General features: G+C 72.5%; 16 protein-coding genes and 1 tRNA gene. 4 read left to right on the forward strand and 13 right to left on the reverse strand.

Translation table 11 applies throughout. The features are described 5' to 3' along the window. Window positions 1-6: 6 nt before the first annotated feature. Entirely contained in the window at window positions 7-1,008 is a 1,002-nt protein-coding gene (locus tag CNX65_RS22530; protein ID WP_096495552.1) for a phosphotransferase family protein, read from the forward strand. Window positions 1,009-1,039: 31 nt separating this feature from the next. On the opposite strand, the gene CNX65_RS22535 is transcribed toward CNX65_RS22530, so the two are convergent. From CNX65_RS22535 to CNX65_RS22555, 5 genes are read right to left on the reverse strand one after another with little or no spacing between them, the layout of a single operon-like run. Next, window positions 1,040-2,107, reverse strand: coding sequence for a glycosyltransferase family protein (locus CNX65_RS22535; RefSeq protein WP_232519958.1), 1,068 nt, complete (start codon window positions 2,105-2,107; stop codon window positions 1,040-1,042). Then, window positions 2,104-3,099 carry a Gfo/Idh/MocA family protein gene (locus CNX65_RS22540; protein WP_096495553.1) on the reverse strand — a complete coding sequence of 332 codons (996 nt, stop codon included), beginning with the start codon at window positions 3,097-3,099 and terminating at the stop codon, window positions 2,104-2,106. The genes CNX65_RS22535 and CNX65_RS22540 overlap by 4 nt, the downstream gene beginning before the upstream one ends. Continuing rightward, window positions 3,089-4,348 carry a hypothetical protein gene (locus CNX65_RS22545; RefSeq protein ID WP_096495554.1) on the reverse strand — a complete coding sequence of 420 codons (1,260 nt, stop codon included), beginning with the start codon at window positions 4,346-4,348 and terminating at the stop codon, window positions 3,089-3,091. The genes CNX65_RS22540 and CNX65_RS22545 overlap by 11 nt, the downstream gene beginning before the upstream one ends. Then, window positions 4,345-4,641 (reverse strand): acyl carrier protein, encoded by a 297-nt coding sequence (locus CNX65_RS22550; RefSeq protein ID WP_198320536.1) that lies wholly within the window; start codon window positions 4,639-4,641, stop codon window positions 4,345-4,347. Before CNX65_RS22550 ends, CNX65_RS22545 begins: the two co-directional genes overlap by 4 nt. 2 nt (window positions 4,642-4,643) lie before the next feature. Beyond that, complete coding sequence (locus tag CNX65_RS22555; protein ID WP_096495555.1) at window positions 4,644-5,819, reverse strand: radical SAM protein; 1,176 nt, start codon at window positions 5,817-5,819, stop codon at window positions 4,644-4,646. 275 nt (window positions 5,820-6,094) lie between these two features. Here CNX65_RS22555 and CNX65_RS22560 point away from each other — a divergent pair, with 275 nt between their 5' ends. Both CNX65_RS22560 and CNX65_RS22565 read left to right on the forward strand, forming a co-directional pair. Beyond that, on the forward strand, window positions 6,095-7,450 hold the full coding sequence (locus CNX65_RS22560; RefSeq protein WP_096495556.1) for a condensation domain-containing protein: 1,356 nt from the start codon (window positions 6,095-6,097) through the stop codon (window positions 7,448-7,450). Between the two features lie 110 nt (window positions 7,451-7,560). Continuing rightward, window positions 7,561-7,935, forward strand: a complete 375-nt coding sequence (locus tag CNX65_RS22565; protein WP_157767790.1) for a hypothetical protein — start codon at window positions 7,561-7,563, stop codon at window positions 7,933-7,935. A 6-nt stretch (window positions 7,936-7,941) separates the two neighbouring features. On the opposite strand, the gene CNX65_RS22570 is transcribed toward CNX65_RS22565, so the two are convergent. Genes CNX65_RS22570 through CNX65_RS22580 form a run of 3 tightly spaced genes read right to left on the reverse strand, consistent with a single transcriptional unit; the run spans window position 7,942 to window position 13,181 of the window. Beyond that, window positions 7,942-8,295 (reverse strand): hypothetical protein, encoded by a 354-nt coding sequence (locus tag CNX65_RS22570; protein WP_096495558.1) that lies wholly within the window; start codon window positions 8,293-8,295, stop codon window positions 7,942-7,944. Continuing rightward, window positions 8,282-8,761, reverse strand: coding sequence for a hypothetical protein (locus tag CNX65_RS22575; protein WP_096495559.1), 480 nt, complete (start codon window positions 8,759-8,761; stop codon window positions 8,282-8,284). Before CNX65_RS22575 ends, CNX65_RS22570 begins: the two co-directional genes overlap by 14 nt. After that, window positions 8,724-13,181, reverse strand: a complete 4,458-nt coding sequence (locus tag CNX65_RS22580) for an RHS repeat-associated core domain-containing protein (RefSeq protein WP_232519959.1) — start codon at window positions 13,179-13,181, stop codon at window positions 8,724-8,726. Before CNX65_RS22580 ends, CNX65_RS22575 begins: the two co-directional genes overlap by 38 nt. A 289-nt stretch (window positions 13,182-13,470) precedes the next feature. On the opposite strand from CNX65_RS22580, the gene CNX65_RS22585 reads away from it, so the two are divergent. Next, window positions 13,471-13,553, forward strand: a tRNA-Leu gene (locus tag CNX65_RS22585). Here CNX65_RS22585 and CNX65_RS22590 read toward each other — a convergent pair. From CNX65_RS22590 to CNX65_RS22610, 5 genes are all read right to left on the reverse strand, one after another. Continuing rightward, window positions 13,535-15,298: a recombinase family protein gene (locus tag CNX65_RS22590; RefSeq protein ID WP_096495561.1), complete on the reverse strand. Its 1,764-nt coding sequence runs from the start codon at window positions 15,296-15,298 to the stop codon at window positions 13,535-13,537. The genes CNX65_RS22585 and CNX65_RS22590 overlap by 19 nt on opposite strands. A 138-nt stretch (window positions 15,299-15,436) precedes the next feature. Further along, the gene (locus tag CNX65_RS22595) at window positions 15,437-17,461 is read right to left on the reverse strand and encodes an FtsK/SpoIIIE domain-containing protein (protein ID WP_096495562.1); all 2,025 of its coding nucleotides are present in this window, start codon (window positions 17,459-17,461) and stop codon (window positions 15,437-15,439) included. Continuing rightward, window positions 17,458-18,084 (reverse strand): hypothetical protein, encoded by a 627-nt coding sequence (locus CNX65_RS22600; protein WP_096495563.1) that lies wholly within the window; start codon window positions 18,082-18,084, stop codon window positions 17,458-17,460. Before CNX65_RS22600 ends, CNX65_RS22595 begins: the two co-directional genes overlap by 4 nt. Beyond that, window positions 18,081-18,401, reverse strand: a complete 321-nt coding sequence (locus tag CNX65_RS22605; RefSeq protein WP_096495564.1) for a hypothetical protein — start codon at window positions 18,399-18,401, stop codon at window positions 18,081-18,083. Before CNX65_RS22605 ends, CNX65_RS22600 begins: the two co-directional genes overlap by 4 nt. Beyond that, on the reverse strand, window positions 18,398-18,715 hold the full coding sequence (locus CNX65_RS22610) for a WhiB family transcriptional regulator (RefSeq protein ID WP_096495565.1): 318 nt from the start codon (window positions 18,713-18,715) through the stop codon (window positions 18,398-18,400). The genes CNX65_RS22605 and CNX65_RS22610 overlap by 4 nt, the downstream gene beginning before the upstream one ends. Window positions 18,716-19,012: the final 297 nt, after the last annotated feature.

A 19,012-nucleotide genomic window follows, 5' to 3' on the forward strand; every position in this document is an offset into this window, starting at 1 on the left:
AGGCACGTGCGAAGCACCACCAAGCGATCGCTGTCCGACGAGGAGCTGCGGGCGGCGGTGACCGAGGCGTTCGGCCCGCGGGCCACGATCACCTCGTCCAGGGAGCTGGCGGACGGCACGTTCAACGCCGTCTGGCTGCTCGACGTCGACCCGGTGGGCCCGGTCGTCCTGAAGGCCGCCCCGCCGGACGACCTGCCGCTGCTGACCTACGAGCGCCGCATCGCCCGCACCGAGGCGGCCGTCCTGCGGGCCGCCGCGGCCACCGCCCCGGTCCCGGTGCTGCACCACGCCGGTGAGGGCAGCGCGGGCGTGGGCGGCGACTTCCTGATCACCTCGGTGGTCGAGGGCGACACCTGGCAACGGGTGTCGGGCGAGCTCGGCGGCGCGGAGCGGGCCCGGTTGCGCCGCGAGCTGGGCCGGGCCGTCGCCGGGTTGCACGCGGTGCGCGGCACCGCCTTCGGCTACCCCGAGCGGTCGACCGGCCTGCACGGCGGCACCTGGTACGAGGCGTTCACCGCCATGGTCGACGGGCTGCTCGCGGACGCCCGCCGCTTCGGCGTCACCCCGCCCGGCAGGCCCACCGCGCTGCACGACCTGGCGGTGGCGGGCCGCGCCCTGCTGGAGGAGGTCACCGAGCCGGTGCTGGTGCACTTCGACCTGTGGAACGGCAACGTGATGCTCACCGGCGAGGAGGGCGAGCGGCGCCTGTCCGGCCTGATCGACCTGGAGCGCGCGTTCTGGGGCGACCCGTGCGCGGACTTCGTGTCGCTGGCCCTGCTCGGCGAGCTGTCCGACGACGACCCGCTGCTGGACGGCTACCGCGAGGCGGGCGGTCCGGCCCAGCTGACCGCCACCACCCGCCGCAGGATCGCGCTGTACCAGGCGTACCTGTACCTGATCATGATCGTGGAGGCGGTGCCCAGGGGCCACAAGGGCGTGAAGTCCGCCGCCGCGCAGGCGCTCTTCCGCTCGCGCTACCGCAGGGCCCTGCGCCGCGCCGCCCCCTGAGCCGCGGCGCCCTGGGCCACGGCGTCCCGGATCACCGCCCGGCGAGTTCGTCCGGATAGGACAGAACCCGCCCGCGCGCGGCCACCAGGTTGCGGTGCAGCGCTTCCAGCACCGCGACCTGGCGCCCGCCGTCCACCCACTCCCGGTACCCGATCCCGAACCCCAGGTCGCGCCACAGCTCCGCGTTGCGTGCCTCGTGCGCGCCGAACGGCTCCAGCAGCACAACCGGCGTCGCCGCCGACAGCGAGTCCATCAGCGTGCCACCGCCGGGTTTGCTCACCACCGCGATCGCCCGCCGGGTCAGGTCGAACCCGTCGTGGTGCTCCGCGCGCCGCCGGTACTCCACCGCGCCGTCGTGGACCCGCCCGAACGGCGGGAACCCGGTGTCGTGCCACGGGTGCCAGTCTGGGTCGATCATGAAGTACCGGTTCCGCCCCTGCTCCTCGGGCACCTCGGACCGCTCGTAGGCCACGACGTCCAGCGCGAACCCGGCCGCGCCCAGCTCGGCGGCCCCGGTCCGGTAGGTGCCCATGCCCCAGCCGCCGCCGTGCGCGAGCAGCCGCCCGTCCCGGTCGCCCCACGGCTCCGGCTCCTCCCGGCTGACCGGGATGGTCCGCGCCACCGCGCTCCCGGCGCGCTCCAGCAACCACACGTCCTCGTGCTCGCCCCACCTCCCCCGCCCCGCGCCCGAGGCGGAGGTGAACGAGGGCGAGGCGACCGAGTCGACGTGGCACGAGCGCACCCGGACCCCGCTGTGCGCCGAGGCGTACCGGTGCGCGGTGGGCAGCCAGAACCCCGACAGCACCACCAGCAGCTCGACCCCGTCCCGCTCCCACTCCCGCCACAGCCCGGCGACGAGCCCCTCGTCGGGCTCGGTGGTGTTGCGCGCGGCCAGCCGCTGACCGGCGAGCGCGACCCGGAAGTCCCGGTGGAACGCCGTCTTCGACGCCGGGATCAGCTCGCGCAGCCGCTCGGGCAGGTGGTTCTCCAGCACGTCCACCCGCGCCGCCACCCCGACCTCGGCGAGCCTGCGGGCCAGCAGCAGCCCTGGGACGTGCACGCCCAGCGCGACCCCGGACGTCAGCACGGCGATGCTCACGCCTCCGCCCTCCCGGTTCGGGCGCACCGCTCCAGCGCGTTCAGGTAAGCGCTCTCCAGCACGGTGATCCGCTCGACCACCGCGTCGTCCGGGCGCGCGGGCCGCGCCAGCAGCGCCATGATCCGGTCGAACTGCGCGTCGTAGTAGGACACCGCCGGGAACGACCGCACCTCGCGCGCTCCCCCGTCCCGCTGGAGGACCAGGTTCACCGGGAACGGCCCGGCGGCCGGGCGCAGGAAGTTGCGCAGCCGCGCCTTCCCGCCGGTGAACCGGAACTCGTGGTCGGCCCGGTACGGCCCCACCAGCGAGGCCCGCAGCTCGGCCCGCACCCCGGAGGGCAGCCGCAGCGCCGCGTCGAACTCCAGGTCCACCCCGTTCGGCCCGGAGAACTCCGAGTGCCCGGACGCGGTCGCGCCGCCCAGCCCGACGACGGCCTGCACGGCGTCGAGCCAGTAGGAGGCGGTGTCGTGGAACGCGCCGCCGCCCAGCTCGGGCCGGAACCGGTACCCCGCGCCCGGCGGCAGGTCGAACGCGATGTGCGAGGAGATCCCGGTCAGCTCCCCCAGCTCCCGCGAGGCGACCAGCTCGCGCACGGCGGCCTGCCACGGGTGCCCGGTGGTGATCACCGCCTCCACGACGTGCACCCCCGCGTCCCCGGCGGCCCGGCGCAGCGCGTGCGCCTCGCGGCGTCCCAGGCACAGCGGTTTCTCCACGACCACGTGCTTGCCCGCCCTGGCCGCCTCGGCGGCCCAGCGCGCGTGCGCGCTGTTGTGCAGCGACACGTAGACGGTGTCGATCCCCTCGTCCCGCACCAGCGACCGGTAGTCGGCGTGCGCGACCGGCAGCCCGTGCTCGGCGCGGAACGCCTCGGCGCGCTCGGGCGTGGACGCCGCGATCGCCCTGACCCGCACGTCCTCGCGCCGCCGCGCCGGGTCGAGCACGGCCCGCACCGCGATCGCCGTGGCCCCGATCAACCCCAGCTCACGAGGCACGGTCCACCTGCCAGGCGCCCAGGACCGCGTCCAGCGCCGCGCCGAGCGCCCGGTGCCCGGCCTCGTCGCGGGCCACCACCGCGCAGTACAACCGCCCCCTGGAGGAGGCCAGCGTCCCGGAGGACAGCGGGAGCACCCCGCCCCCGCCCGCCTCCAGCAGGACCCCGTCCGCGCGCAGCAGCGCCACCAACCGGTCGAACCCGGCCCCCCCGCGCACCGGCCGCACCACCAGCCGCGCCCGCTCCGGGTCGGCGGCGAGCCGACGCCCGGCCAGCACGCTGATCAGCCCCATGGACGTCCGGGGGTTGATCTCCAGCACCGGCACGAGGGTCCCGTCGCGCAGCAGCATCGAGTCCACGCACACCGGCCCGCGGTACCCCGCGCCCGCCAGCGCGGCCCCCACGTCGGCCATGATCTCCCGGTACCCCAGCGCGGACAGCCGCTCCGCCAGCCAGGGCGGCGCGGGCCGGGACCCGGCGTAGGCGAAGCCGGTGTTCTCGATCAGCCGCGTCCCCAGCCAGTCCACCCGCCCGCCGGGGCGCACCGAGAACTGCGCGGAGAAGTCCGCCACCGGGTCGAACCGCCGCTGCACCAGCACTTCCACGTCCAGCCCGCGCCGGACCTGCTTGTCCAGCACCCGGACCACCGAGCGCAGCACGAGCGGCGAGGTGAGCGCCAGCGTCCCGCGCCCGGACACCCCGAAGGGGTCCTTGAGCAGGGCGGGCGCCCCGTCCAGCGCCTCGACCTGCGCCTGCAGCCCGGCCACCGAGTCGACCACGACGCCCGCGCCCGCGAGCCCGAGCTCGCGCACGAGCGCGTTGGACCAGGACTTGGACGACACCGCCCGCACCACCCGCCAGTCCGGCAGCTCGGCCCGGAGCCCCAGCGCGCCGACGACCCCGGCGCTCTCGGGCAGCACGGCGTAGGGCTCGAACCCGAGCCCGCCGAGGTCGGCGGGCGGGCGCGCCACCAGCCGCTGCTCGACGCTCCCGCCCACCCCGCCAGGGGCGACCCGGTGCTCGAACCCGATCCCCGCGCCCGCCAGCACCTCGTGCCACGCAACGGGAACAGGCGCGCCGGTGACCAGCACGTCCCCCGGTCCGCAGGCCACCGCGAGCAGCTCGTCCATGGCCGAGGCGACCACGTCCGCGCCCCGGTCGACGATCTCCGGCAGCGCGGCGAGCCCGTCCGGCCGCCACCGCCGCTCGACGTCGAACGCGCCCAGCCGCAGCGCCCGCGCACCGGTCACGGCGAGTCCGGCATCGCGGCCACGACGAACCGCCGGATCTCCGGCAGCGACTCCAGCTGCTCGAAGCTCAGCTCCTCGAACTCCAGCTCGACGTCGAACGCGTCCTCCAGCGCCAGCAGGAAGTTGATCATCTGGATGGAGTTGATCCCCAGGTCCTGCACGACGTTCGTCGCGTCGGTGATGCGCTCGACCAGCTCGGGCGCCCCCAGCACCCCGGCGAGCACCTCCTTGATCCGCAGCGCGACCGCGCCCTCGTCGACCCGCGCGCCGCCGCTCACGTGGACACCGGTCACCGTCAGACCCCGTTCAGGTAGAGGAGGATGCACTTGGAGCACACCGGCATGAGGCTGGTGCCGCGCAGGACCGACCGGACCCTGCGGAACGCCTCGCCCTGCCACACCTCGGCGACGCCGCTCTCGTGCAGGTCGCCGATGACGAACTCGGGGAAGAACTTGCACGAGCTGACCTTGCCGTCCGCGTGCACCTCCAGCCGGTTCGACACGGCCAGGCACCGGTTGCGCTTCTGCGCGGGCCGCGAGGTGCCCAGCACGAAGTCCTCGACCTCGTCGGGCTCCAGCTGCGGCTGGTACCGGATGCGCACGTTCCAGGTCCGCTCGGCCAGCTCCGCCATGGACCGCCACAGGGTGTCGATCAGCCCCGGCTCGATCCGGTAGGTGTAGGAGTGCCAGGTGGGCGTGGTCCCCGGCGCGGGCGGGTTGAGCCAGGCGAAGTTCTCCGCGTACATGTCGTCCATGGCCGAGGCCACTTCCGGGCTGATGAACCACGGGAACTGGAAGTAGACCGAGTTGACGCCCAGCTCCTCGGCCCACTCCATGAACTCGCGCATGGAGCCCACGGTCTCGTTGCTGACCATGCAGGACAGCGAGACCTCCCCCTGGTACTCGCCGCTCTTCTGCAGGTCCAGCAGCAGCCGCACGTTGTCGATGGTGCGCGGGAAGGTCCCCTTGCCGCGCAGCGCCTCGTGGTCGGCCCCGAGCCCGTCCAGGCTGACCAGCACGTTGAGCCCAGGGCCGATGGTCAGCAGGTGCTCCAGGTTCCGCTTGACCAGCAGCGCGTTGGTGCACAGGTTGACCGTGCGGGGCGTGCGCGCCAGCAGCTCCGCGACCTCGCCGAACCGGCTGTGCATCAGCGGTTCCCCGCCCCACAGGAACACCTTGGCGCGGGTGTCGTCGGTCATCCGCAGCACGTCGTCGACGATGTCCAGGTCCAGCTCGGTGCGCTGCTTGACCTTGCTGAAGTCGTGGAAGAACCCCTGGTCGTTCCACTGGTAGCAGTGGTTGCACCGCAGGTTGCACTTGTAGGTCAGCTGGAGGCTGACCTCCCTGGGCAGGGGCGTCGCGTAGGTGGCGTCGACCTCGATGTTGCGCCGGGTCTCGGCCCGGATCGCCACCGTGCGCCGAAGGTCGTGGAACTCCTTCTGGTTGAGCGTCCGGGCGGTTCTGGGGTGCACGACAGCTCCTCACGACGCAGGACTCCGGCGAGGAATATTCCCGCCCACGAAGCGAAGCAGCCGCACCGCGCCCCTGGCAAGGAAACGCCCGGCGTTCCTGCGATAAGCAAGAGTTCCGAATCCTCCCCCTCGCGGCGGGGCAGGGGTTCCCGCAGCTCAGCGCCACCACGTGGCCCGTTCGCAGCAGCACCTCCAGCGGCTTGTGGAGTATTTTCCGCACCGCCGCGAGTGTGTACGTTTCCGCCGCCGCACCCCTTTTCCCGAACGGATGGCCCATGCCGAGAACCTGGCCCGCGTCCCCGTTCCAGCACACGATCATGACCAACGACGGGACGATCCCCAGCGGTTCGACGGGTCCGCACATGACGATGTCCATCTCGGCGCTGGTCACCGGCGGGCTGGACGTGGACCTACTGGACGCCGCGTACGACGACCTGGTGGCGCGCAACGACGTCCTGCGCACCACGCTGGAACCGGACGGCGAGCAGTGGCGCCAACGGGTCCACCCGCACCGAACCGCGCACTTGCACCGCGCCGAGGCCGCGGCGCCCGAAGCGCAGTCCTTTGTGGACGCCTGGTCCCGGGAGCCGGTCCCGATCGACCGCCCTCCCCTGGTGCGCGGCCAGGTCGTGGCCCTGGACGACGGCTCGCACCTGGTCAACCTGGTGTTCCACCACGTCCACACCGATCCCCCGTCGCTGGTGCTGGCCGTGGCCGAACTCGGCGCCCTGTACACCGCGCGCCTGGCAGGCGAGCCCCTCCCGCCCCCGCCACTCCAGTACGGCCCGTACTCGGCGCGGCGGGCCGCGATCACCGCCCCCACCCTGGACGCGGACCTCGACCACTGGCGGACCACCGTGGAGGGCGCCCGTCCCCTGGACCTGTCCCCGAGCCGGGACCTGTCCACCCCGCCCGACTCGGGCGTGCTGCGCCTGGACGTGCTCGACGGGCGGGACGCCGCAGCGCTGGAGAAGTGGGCGCTCCGCCGCAGGACGACCGTGTTCGCCACCCTGTTCACCGCCTTCTGCCTGGCGGCGGCGGACCGCTCGACCACGCGGGACGTCCTGGTGAACACCGTGTTCGAGCAGCGCGCCCACCCGGACGTGCGAACCCTGATCGGCCCGTTCCTGCACCCGTCGGTGCTGCGCGTGCGGGTCCCGGAGGGCGCGACCTGGTCGAGCATGACCCCCGTGGTGCGCGAGGCGGTGGGCGCCGCGTACGCCCGCGCCCACGTCCCCGGTTTCGACGTCCTGCGCCTGCACCCGGACGTGATCCACGCCGTGGAGACCGAACCGGTGGGCCTGTGCGTGTTCCAGTACCTGCCGTACTCGGGCCTGGAGGACACCTTCGCGTACGGCCCGGCGACCGCCCGCGTGCTGGCGAGGACGCAAGCGGGCCCGACCGGCGACGTGGGCCTGATGTTCCGCCTGCACCGCAGGTCCTCGGGCTCCCTGTACGCCACCGTGACCTACGACCGCCGAGACCTGACCGAGCCGGTGGTGCGCGCCCTGTTCACCGACTTCACGACCAGGCTGCGCGAACCGCTGGCCGAACGCGCGCCCCGTACCGGATCACCGTCCCGCCCCCGTGATACCGCTGCGCCCCAACGGGATTCGGCGCCGGTGACCTGACGCTGCGGAAGCGCTGCTCTGATCGAGTGCCTGCTGTTCCGCGGCGCCACGACCAGGGGTGATCCTTCCTCCCACTCACCCGTGCGGGACCTAGGGAGATGGAGAACTCGGTGCTGAGAACCACGAGCAGGGCGGCGATGACGGGCTTCGCGATCCTGGCGCTGGCCGGGGCGGGCGCGGGCAGCGCGACGGCGGTCGAGCGGGAGCTGACGACCATCGCGGTGCCCCCGCTGCAACCGGCAGGCGGCGAGGTGAAGGCGTCGTCGGTCGCGTGCGTCTGGAAGTACTCCCCCGGCCGCAACCCGACCGTGTGGGTCGACTGCCACCAGGTGGGCGGCGGCGCCGCGACGGGTTTCGAGGTCACCGTGACGTGCAGCGACGGCAGCAGCCACACCAGCGGCGCGACCAGGTTCGGCAGTCCGGCGATGGCCTACTGCCCAGGGGCGACGACGATGAAGTCCTTCACCCTCTCCGCGCACTACTGACGCGGGTCAGGGCGCCGCGGCCGTGAACGTCCGGTGGCCGACGTGCTCGGGCGGGGCCGAGGTGAAGCGCACGTCCGTTCCGGCGCCGCTCACCTCGACCCCGACCCTCGCGCCGTCCGCGATCACCGCGAGCCGCAGCGGCAGCCGGTGGTCGAAGCCCGCCACCCGCAGGTCCGCCACCCCGGCGAAGCGCACGTGGTAGCGCACCCTGGTGTGCCCGGCCTCCGCCCCCCAGGCCGCGCGCCCGGCGTCGTCCAGCCCGGCCTCGAAGGTCGCCGTGACCGCGTCACCGCGCTCGTCCCAGTGCAGCGCGTCGAGGTCTCCGGGGAAGTCGCCGGGGAAGTCGTCAGAAGCGGGCATGGTAGTTCTCGTCCTCCGGTCCCGGCACCACCCGGTGCAGCCGCTGGTCCAGCCTGCCGACGAACCGGTGCGGCCCGTCGTCCACCGCGCCGGGCGGGGTGTCGTGGTCGCTGACCCGCCCGAAGCGCAGCACCTCGGCGCACGTCAACGACAACCGCAGCCCCCCGCCCGCGACCACGACCGCGACCCGGCGCCCCGGCAGGTCGGTGATCTCCACGTCGACCCGCTGCGGCAGCGCGCCCCCCGCCAGCTCCACGTCCGCGACCGCGAGCATCCCCAGGTGCGCCTGCGTGGCCCCCGGCCCGTCGCCCGGCAGGTCCAGCCGCAGCGAGCACGCGGGCCCGACCCGGTCCAGGCGCACCGAGCGCAGCAGCGACCCGCTGAGCCCGGCGCGCCCGCCGGGGAAGCAGCGGGCCAGGAGCGCGGCGTCAGCCGGCAGGAGTCGGTCGGCCCAGGCTGGGGTCATAGTAGTAATGCTCCTCGGCTCCGGGGACCTGCCCGTTGCGGGGGTTGTCGTAGGGGCGGACGTGCACGTGCGGCGGCTGGTCCCCGACCCCGCCCTCGCCGAACTGGTGGCCGGTGTGGTGGTCCTGGAAGACGATCAGCTCGTCCCGGTTGTTGAGGTAGACCTCCTCCGGGAAGAACACCGGCTGGTGGTCCTGCATGACCTGCCTGCCGCCCGGCGTGGTGGACGGCGTTACCCTGGTCTCCAGCGGCTCGGAGCCGGGCGGCACGCCCGCGTCGGCCAGCGCCTGCTGCTTGGCCTCGTCCCCGCTGACCCCGCAGCCCTGCAACCCCAGCGGGTCGACGAACCGGATCGGGTTGGGCACGTACGCGCCGGGGTTGATCGACGGGATCAGACCCAGCGGGTCCTGCGAGGCGTAGCGGCCGGTGTCCGGGTCGTAGTGGCGCAGGTGGTTGTAGTGCCAGCCGGTCTCGCCGTCGTGGTACTGGCCGGGGAACCGCAGCGGGCACGTCGCCGGGCCGGACTGGGCGAGCGTGCGGCCCCACAGGGTGGCGGTGCGCCGCCAGGCGACCGCGCCGTCCGCGTCGACCAGCTCGGTCGGTGTGCCGACGAGGTCGGCGACGACGGCGTAGAACCGCCGGTCGAGCCCGGCCCGGTCGAGCTGGGCGACCGGGGTGGTGGTGCCCGGCTCGTACTCCCAGGTGCTGCCTGCCCCGTCGCCGCCGGTGTGCTCGGCCAGGAGCGCGCCGTCCCAGGTGAAGTCCAGCCGCTCGACGGTGCGGCCCCGCGCGTCGAGGCGCTGCTTGGACACGCGCCTGCCCATCGGGTCGTAGCGGTAGCGCCACGTGCCGCCGTCGGGGGTCGACGCGGAGGTGAGCCGGTCCTCCGCGTCCCAGCCGAAGGTCCAGACCAGCACCGAGCCGGACAGGGTGCGGGTCCGGCGGCGCACGACACGGCCCTGCGCGTCGTGGTCGTAGGTGGTGCGGCCCGCCGCGCGCAACCGGTTCGCCTCGTGCGCGCGCGGACCGGCGGTCGGGTCGTCCGGCCCCGAGGGCGAGGCGTCGGTGATGTTGCCGACCGCGTCGTACTCGTAGCGCTCGTCCCAGCCGGGCCCGCGCACCGACAGCACCCGCCCGCGCCGGTCCAGGGTGAGCGCCCGCCCGCCCGAGGGGTCGAGCACCCCGTCGACGTTGCCGTCCGGCCGGTAGCGCCACCCGCGCCGGTCCACGGGCCCGCCCGCGGTGACGAGCTGGTCGGTGAGCCTGCTGTCCGGCGAGTAGGACCGCAGCACGCTCAGGCGCCCCAGCTCGCGGCGCACCTGCCTGCCGAGCGCGTCGTGCCGGAAGGTGATCGTGCCGCCGTCCGCGCGCAGCGCCAGCGGGTTGCCCGCCGCGTCGTAGTCCCAGCCGGTGGCGACCCCGCCCGCCGTGGTCCGGCGCACCCGCCTGCCCGCCGCGTCGTACTCGGAGCGGGTGGTGCGGCCGTCGCAGGTCTCGGCGAGGACCCGGCCCCTGGCGTCGCGCTCGAAGAGCACCTCGACGTCGGGCCCGGCCGCGCGCACCACGCGCCCGCACGGGTCCCGGTCGAACGCGGACGTGCCGCTCGGGGTGTGCTTGGCGACGATGCCGCCGTGCACGTCCCGGTCGTAGGAGATCGTCTCGCCGAGCCCGTTGACGCGGGCGGCGAGCCGTCCGGCGGCGTCGTAGGCGTAGCGGGTGACGCGCCCGTCGAAGTCGGTCTCGCGCACCACCTCGCCCGCCGCGTCGCGCTCGAACCGCCACACCAGCCCGTGCGGCCCGACGACCTCGGTCAGGCGCAGCTCGGTGTCGTAGGCGTAGGTGGTGGTGGCGCCGTCGGGCGCGGTGCGGGCGGCGGGCAGGTCGAAGTGGGTGTAGCGGGTCCGGGTGACCTGGCCGAGCTCGTCGACGTGCTCGACGACGTTGCCCTCGCCGTCGTAGGCCCACCGCTCCACGCCGCCGCCGGGCCGGGTGCGCGAGGCGATCCGCCCCTCGACGGTCCAGGTGGTGCGGGTGGTGCCGCCGAGCGGGTCGGTCTCGGCGACGACGCGGCCGAAGGCGTCGCGCTCGAAGCGGGTGGTGGCGCCGAGCGGGTCGGTCAGCTCGGTGATCAGGCCCGCGGCGTCGGTGCGGTAGCGGGTGACCGCGCCGAGCGGGTCGGTGGTGGCGGCGAGGTGGCCGCGCTCGTCGTAGGCGAAGCGGGTGGTGGCGCCGGTGGGGTCGGTCTCGGCGACGAGGTTGCCGAGCGCGTCGTGATCGCGCAGCCAGGTCCCGCCCGCCGGGTCGGTGACGCGGGTGTCGCGCCCGCCGGTGGTGTAGGCGGCGGTGAGGGTGCTGCCGTCGGGGCGGGTGACGGTGGTGACGTTGCCGTCGTCGTCGTGCTCGTAGCGGGTGGTGCGCCCGAGCGGGTCGGTGACGGCGAGCAGCTGCTCCCGCTCGCCCCACTCGCGGCTGGTGACCGCCCCGAGCGGGTTGGTCTCGCGGATGACCCGACCGCGCTCGTCGAGGTCGTAGGTGGTGGAGTTGCCGAGGGTGTCGGTGTGGGTGGTGCGGCGGTCCTCGTAGCGGAACGTGCCGTTGAGGGCGCCGGAGGACCCGATGGTGGTGACGGCCCGGCCGCGGTCGTCGTAGACGTAGCGGTACCAGACGCCGTTGCGGTCGGTCCACGAGGTGAGCCGCCCGTCGGCGTCGTGCGTGAACCGCAGCGGCAGGCCGGAGGAGTTGACCACCTCGGCCAGCTGCCCGGTCTCGTCGTACCCGTAGCGCGTCAGGGCCACCGCCCGCGCCGCGGAGGTGAGCCGCAACCCCGTGACCCGCCCGCCGTCCGTGTCCACGGCGACCTCGTAGCCGCCGGAGTGGCGCACCCTGGTGGGAAGCCCGGCCCCGTCGTGCTCGACCACCAGCTCCCCGCCCGCGCGCCGCCGCACGGCGGTCAGCGGCAACCGGGAGCGCGCGCCCCGCTCGTCGCCGACGGGCCGGAACTCGGCGGTGGTGCCACGCCGGGGGTCGTCGACCAGGTACCCGTCCCCGTCGCGGCGCAGCGCGAGGCGCGGCCCGAAGTCCGGCAGGACCGACTCGTCCCCCACCGGCTTGGCGTACCGCAGCAGCCTGCCGTCCTCGGTGGCGAGCCAGACGTGGGAGGCGCTGACGGAGACGTGCTGGTCGAGGGTGGAGGACCAGGAGGGGCCGAAGAGCGCGCCGGAGCGGTAGCGGGACTGGTGGTGGCGGGTGAGCAGGAGCGGGAGGAGACCGGGGAGGACGACGTCGGTCTGCGAGAGCACGACGTCCCCGGTGGCGACGTCGATGGGGTCGTCGGCGCAGAAGGGCCGGTCGGCGGAGCAGGAGGCGGCTTCGGGGTCGTCCGGCGTCGGGGAGCTGTCGGGCTTGCGGTCGGGTTCGGCGCGGCTGCTGGACGGACTGGAGCCCTGACCGCCGGCCGGGGTGTCCGGGCTGCTGGAGGGTGATGTGGCACCGCTGGGAGCAGCGTCGCTGGAAGGCGCGGTGGTCCCCGACGGCGCGGTGGTCCCCGAGGGCGTCGTAGTCCCCGACGGCGTGGTCGTCCCCGACGGCGACGTGGTCCCCGACGGCCCGGTAACCCCGTCAGGCGCATGGGCGTTAGGCACGCTAGGCGCATCCGGCCCCCCGGGAACATCCGCCCGGCGCCCGAGCCTGCCGAGCTTCTGCACGATCTCACCGAGCTTGTCCACCACCGCCCGGATCCGCGGCGCCACGTTCGAGATCGTCTTCACCAGCTTGCGCACCAGGTCCGCGATCCGCGAGCACATCCGCGAGATCGCGCTGGTCGCCTGCGCCACGATCACCGGCGTGGCCAACCCCAAGGTCGCCACCGCCTCCAACGCCCAGGAGATCAGCCGCCCCACCAACTCCGCGACCAGATCCCGCACCAGCTCGCGAACGGCGGCGACCACCTCCCCCATCACCATCACACCAACGCCGATCCCCTCGGCCAGCACCCCCGCACCGGCGATGGCGTCAGCCGTCTCAGCGTTGGCCCTCCGAAACGCCTGAGCGGCAGCCCCCTCCCACCCGGAGGCGTCCTGCCGCCCCAACTCCTCGGCAACCGCCTTCACCTCGGCCGCGACGTTGCCCCAGGTCTCACTGAAGGCCCGGATAACAGGCGGGTCCCCAGCCAACCAGTCCAGAGCCTCCTTGAGCGGCTGCACGTGCTCCATCAGCCACCCCACGCCGTACGACGCGACCGTCCCCACCGGGTCGATCACCATCGACAGCACTTCCAGCCCGACCCCGACACCCCCGAGCCCAGCCTCGACCCAGTTCCCGTCAGCGATCCCGTTGGCCAGGTCAACCGAAGACTCAGCGATCCCGACCCCGGTAACCGCAGACGTGTCGTCCTGCGGCGCCGCCACCAGATCATCAGTCACGACTCATCCCCCGGCCAACGTCGCGGACACCATCCCACCACCCCGACGCACCCACCCACCCCCCGGTTCCCACCACAAGGCCGAACTCCCCAGCCATCCGAGTGAAAGCCCCTCACCCCAACCCGCACCACTAGAAGCCCACCTCCCAGCCCCCGACCCCACCCCCGCACAAGAAATCCCCCGCGCCACCCAACAAGGCCATGACCTGCACAAACAGGGCGCCAGCCCCCTGGATTTTGTTCAGCAGAGGTGGTCATGTAATCTATGCACACACCACGGCGAGAGCCGAGTCCGGGTGGCGGAATGGCAGACGCGCTAGCTTGAGGTGCTAGTCCCCGAAAGGGGGTGGGGGTTCAAGTCCCCCCTCGGACACGCACATTATTCACACAGCCCGCAGGCTTGATTATCACATCAGCCCTGCGGGCTGTGTGCGTGTAGCGAACTTGCAGGTCAACGGCGGTGTAGAGCCCCGCAACCCGTTCGATCCCCGCTCCTTTGAGCGCCGCTCCAACATTTCCCAGCGAATCAATCATCGCGTGCACCTCGGCAGCGCCGAGCAAGTTCGGCACGGGAAGTCCTTCCAGTTCTGCTTTCGCAGCGGTCCGCACCGCCTGCGCCTCGTTCACCGCTTCCACCAGCGCCAGGGGATCGATCCCCGCCTTGATCGCTTCCTGGAACCGGCTGAGCTGCTCCTCAGCTTTGCTCAACCGCAGCCGCGCGGCCTCCCTGGAATCGCCCTTGCCAGCCGCTCCCTCCTGCGAAGCCACCAGCGCCGCCACGGTCCGATCAAGGTTCTGCGGCGCGAACAACCCGCCGAGCCACCCGTTCACCGCGTCCTGGAGCACGTCCTCCCGCAGGTAGACCGTAGGCGGGTGCTCAGCCAGCGCAGGTGCCCCAGGAGCCAACGTCCGGGCCGGGCACCGGTAGTAGACGCCGCGAGCACGTGGACTGGCCTCCATCTTCCGCCCGCAGATCGTGCACCGGACCCGCCCCCGGAACAGGTAAGGCCGCTTGGTCGGCCGCTCCGAACGCTCAGCCTTGCGCGCGGTCTTCAGTCCGCCAGCCGACTTCGACTTGCGGAGCAACTGCACCTGCGTGAACTCCTCCACCCCCACGATGGCCGGATGCGCGGGCTTGCGGGAGCGCACCACCTTGTCCGCAGTCGCACGCCGGAACCGCACCACGTGACCGGCCGCGACGTCATCCGGATCAAGCAACATCTCCTGTCGCGTCCACCGCCCGAAGAACGCGAACCCGGTGTACCGGGGGTTGTCCAGAATCGCCCGCACCGTGCTGCCCTGCCACCCGTCCGCCAACCGGTGCGGGTTCTGGTCAGGTCGCCGGGCCGAAGGACACGGCACCGCATCCCGGTTGAGCCCGGTGGCAATGGCCCGGTCACCACGACCGCTCAGGTACTCGGCGAAGATCCGCCGCACCACCTCGGCGGAAGCCTCCTCCACCGCCAACTTCCGCAACCGGTACCCCTCAGCGGCTTTGCGCGGGTTGGGATGCGGTCCACCGTCCACCACCACGTACCCGTACGGGGCACGCCCACCCTGGTGCCGCCCCTCGTTGACCACCTGCGAGTCCATCGCCGCCCGAACCCGAGCCTGCACGTGCTGACGCTCGGACTCGCTCATCCCGCCGAGCACGCTCATCAACATCTTGTGCGACGGGTTGCGCGGCTCGAACCGCCCACCCAACTCCGGCACCCACAGCTCAACCCCGTACGCGGCGAACCGGGGCGCGATCAACGAGAACTGGTTGCCGAACCAACACCGCGTCCCCTCACCCACCACCAGGGCACTCCACCCACGCTGTGGGTTCTTCAACTGCGCCAGCAACCGAGCCGCCTCCGGCCGCCGCTCCCAGGGCACCGAACGCGATTGCCCCACGTCGAAGAACTCCACCACCACGTGCCCACCCAACGGCTCCACGAACTTCCGCGCGTTGCCGAGCTGCCACCCGTGCGACGTCTCCGGGTCCTGGTTGTCCTCCGTCGAGCACCGCCCGTAGAACGCCACCGCTCCGATGCCGTCCCCCACCGCTTCCGCAACCTCGACGCCGAGCAGCCTGTCCAGCGTCTCCCACGGGTCCCGGCTGATTTCAACAGTCATGCGCACCTCCTCCGGGAGGCCCGTCCAAGACCTCCACCTCGGTCAGCTCAACCAGTATGGCAAGCAGAGTGCGACCAGCAGCAACATTGAGTCGAGCAGGTTCGTCCGGGGTCAGCACCTCCACTCGCTCATCAGCACTCACCCCGCCTCACTACCTGAGCCGATTTCATCAACCGCAGCCCGAATCTCACTGGTCAGGTAGCCACGAACCCGCCGCACCCCATCCCCGTCCGGCACGTACTGCCGCAGCGGTCGACAGCCCAGCTCCCCCATCTCCCGAGCGAACCGGCCCGCTTCCACTTCCAATGCCTCCACCAGCTCCGCACTTGGCACGAACTCCCGCGAGTGCAGCTCGTCCCCGAGGTGATCAACCACCGACGCGAGCGGTTCGGGCAGCTCCACCACCCATCCCTCCGATCGGTCTCCCACCGCCCGCGCCACGGAAGCCGAGTCAACCGACCCCGCCGAGTCGTCACCGGCCGCGTGCCCGGCCAAGGTCCCGGCAGACTCCCGCAACGCGCGCCCGCGAGCGCAGATCGTCCGCCAGTCCGGGTTCGGCAGGTAGTACGTCCGCACCGTCGTGGCGAGCACGTCCGAGCCCATCTCCCCATCCGGCCGCAAGATGCCCACACCCCGGTGCACCGGGAGCAACGTCGAAGCGTCGTACCCGCGCGTGTTCATCTGCTCGCCGAGCACGATGTTCGAGTCCCGCCAGTCCATGACCCGCAACGCGAACCGCGACCCCAGCACCGCCCGCAGCCGCGACGGGATCGTGTTCGAGTCGGGCCGCTGGGTCGCCAGCACCACCACGATCCCCGCCGCAGGTCCCTTGCGCACCAGGTAGGTCAACAGGTCCGCGACGTACAACCCGAGCGTGGTCTTCCGCCCACCGACCTCCACCCGCGCGGTGTTCTCCAAGTACACCTGAACCTCATCGATCACCACCCCGGTGACCGGCATCCCCAGGTCCGGATCACGCGACAGCGCAGGCGTTATCTTCGACTCCGGGCACAGCTCGTCATCCACAGTGGCCATTCGCGCGTATCGCTCCTGCACCTCCGCCACCAACGCCACCAGGTGGTCCCGGACCGCCTCCGCGTGCTCCTGCTCATCCCCGCACACGTACCGGTAGGCGATCTGCTCGGCGGCTTCCCAGTCCTTGCCGCCCTTGCCGTCGAACACGTACAGCCGGGCGTACGGGTCCAGCACAAACCCGGAGACCGCCAACCGCGTGGCGAAAGTCTTGCCCTGTCTGGGAATCGCGCCCACGAGCAACGACGTCCACACCAGCGGAAGATCCACCCGGCGCCCGCGAGCATCCCGCCCGAACGGCACCGCCCGCCACGCGTCCCACCGCTCCACGTCGAGCAGCGGAGCCCGCAACGGCGCACCCGCATACGGGTCCTCGTCCGCCACCCACAACGACACCCGCCCCGCGTGCCCACCACGGCCACGAACCCGCTCGGCGACCAACTGCACCTCGTCCACCGCGAGCGCCGAGGCGAGCGCGTCGCGATTCTTGATCACGTCAACGGCCTTGCGCGTCGCGGGCAGGTCCGCGACCACCGCCCAGCCGTCGCCCACCCGGTGGGGCCGTTCCACGAGCCGCAGCGTCTCGTCCTTGCCGATCAGCTTCGCGTCCCGGAAGGCATCCACGAGCAGTTGCGCGTCCATCGTCCACGCCAGCACCCGCGAACCGTCCAAGACCGCTTTGCGTCCCGGCGAACCGTCCTTCCGCCGCCCGATGACCGCGACCACTGCCGCACCACCGCCAGCGACACCCCAGAGCAGCACGCCGCCCCACACCACGTGCCCGGCGAACAGAAGCGCTGAGACCAGCCCGAGCACCATCCCGGTGACCCGCCACCGGTACAGCCCCAACTCCCGGATCTCCACGTACTTGTCAGCCAGCTTCTCTGCCTGCTCAGCGGCTTCCCGGTAGTCGCGCACCCGCACCCAACGCCGCCAAGCGCGGAACACCACCAACGCACCCCGGCCAACCGCCGGGAAGAACCGCAAGGGCAACCTCAGCAACCGAATCGCCACGTCCCGCCACGCCTGCCGTGACCGCCAGGCAACCGGAACCAGGCGCACCAGCGCGGCTGGCTCCGCCACCACCTCCCCGACAAGCACCGGCTCGACGTGCACCAGGTCGCCGTTCATGAACGCCCACCGCCCTGGTTGAGCACCGCAGCCAACCGCGACGACAACCCGCGCGAGCACCCGGTGACCTGACGAACCCACGCCGGGGTCACCACCACGTCCGGAGTGCGCGCGGCTTCGGCGACCGCCAGGTACTCGCTGAACGACGTCCGGCGCACGGGCCGCGCAGGCGGCTTTGCCACCGGCAGGGACCCGCTCGGCACGGCAGCCACGACCACCGCGCCGAGCTTGCCCCGCAATTCCGTCACCGCTTCCGCAGCGACGAACACCACCAGCGGCGGCACCGAGTGCAGCACCACCGACGCGGCCGAACCCGCCGTGAACGCGCTCCAGGTGTTCATGACGTACGTGGCCCCGAGCGTGAACCACTTCGCCGTCCGCACCCACCCGCCCATCCGCACACCACGCTGCGCGGTGACCTGCTCGGCCCGCAGGATCGCCAGAAGCACCAGCGAGACCATCGGGTCCAGCAGCCACGCCGCGCACCACACCAGCGACCAGGTGGCCGCTCCCGCCGCCGCGAACTGCTGAACGTTGGTCATCGTGAACGCCAGCCCGAGCAGAATCCCGGTCCAGCACAGCCGGTCGACCTGCCGCGCCACCCGCTCCACGGGTTCGCTCACCGCCGACCACCCCGCCGAGGCTCGTAGGTGGTCACCGTGAGCGCCCGCGTCAGCGTGTGCGCGGCGAACAGCGCGGGCACCACCAGCACCCCGAACAGCAACCACCCGCTCCCGCGATAGGTGATCACCACCCACTGAACGAGCACGATCACCGCCGCGTTGACCAGCACCCGACCGGCCAGCGACACCAACCGCACTCCGGCCTGAGCAGCCCGAGCGGTCGCCCGTGCCCGTCGAGCGCCAGCCCGCCACACGAACAGCAGCACCAGCAACACCCCAACCACACCCGCCACCTGCGCAGACGTGAGACCGTTCATGGCCGCTCCCACCTCTCACCGCGCCGCAACCAGTGCGGGAACAGCTCCCGCCGGTCCTGCTCGCACAACCCGCCCCACACCCCGACGCCGAACTCCCCGCCGGTACGCAACTCCAGTTCCAAGCACTCGTCCGCCACCGGGCACCCCGCGCACATCCGCGCGGCCAACTCCCGATCGGTCAACAGCTCGCCGTCCCACGGCGGCAGGTCCTCAGCGGCCCAGCACAGCCCATCCCACTCGACCACCGCAACGAGCACCCCGGTCGGCACCCACCGCAGCAGGTCCAACGCCCAAGCGATCCCGACGAGGTTCACCGGCCACCCCCGAGCAGCCGAACCACCACCGGTGCCGGAACCACCAGCCGCCCACGCCGCCACACCACCCGCAGCCGCCCACGCCGGATCGCACCGGAGACCGTCGATCGGGGCACGCCGAGCAGCCAAGCGGCCTGCCGAACCGTGTACTCCACGCAACGCCCAGAAGCGCTCATCAAATGACCTTTCCCGCAATATCTAATGATTTCAGCTCAAATATGCTGATTTCAGCTCATTACAAGCAGCACGAGCTCAGACACGGCGCAAAAATCACCGCGCCTGCTCGCCAATCAGCGA

Origin of the sequence: Actinosynnema pretiosum, assembly GCF_002354875.1 — a bacterium.
GTDB lineage: Bacteria > Actinomycetota > Actinomycetes > Mycobacteriales > Pseudonocardiaceae > Actinosynnema > Actinosynnema auranticum.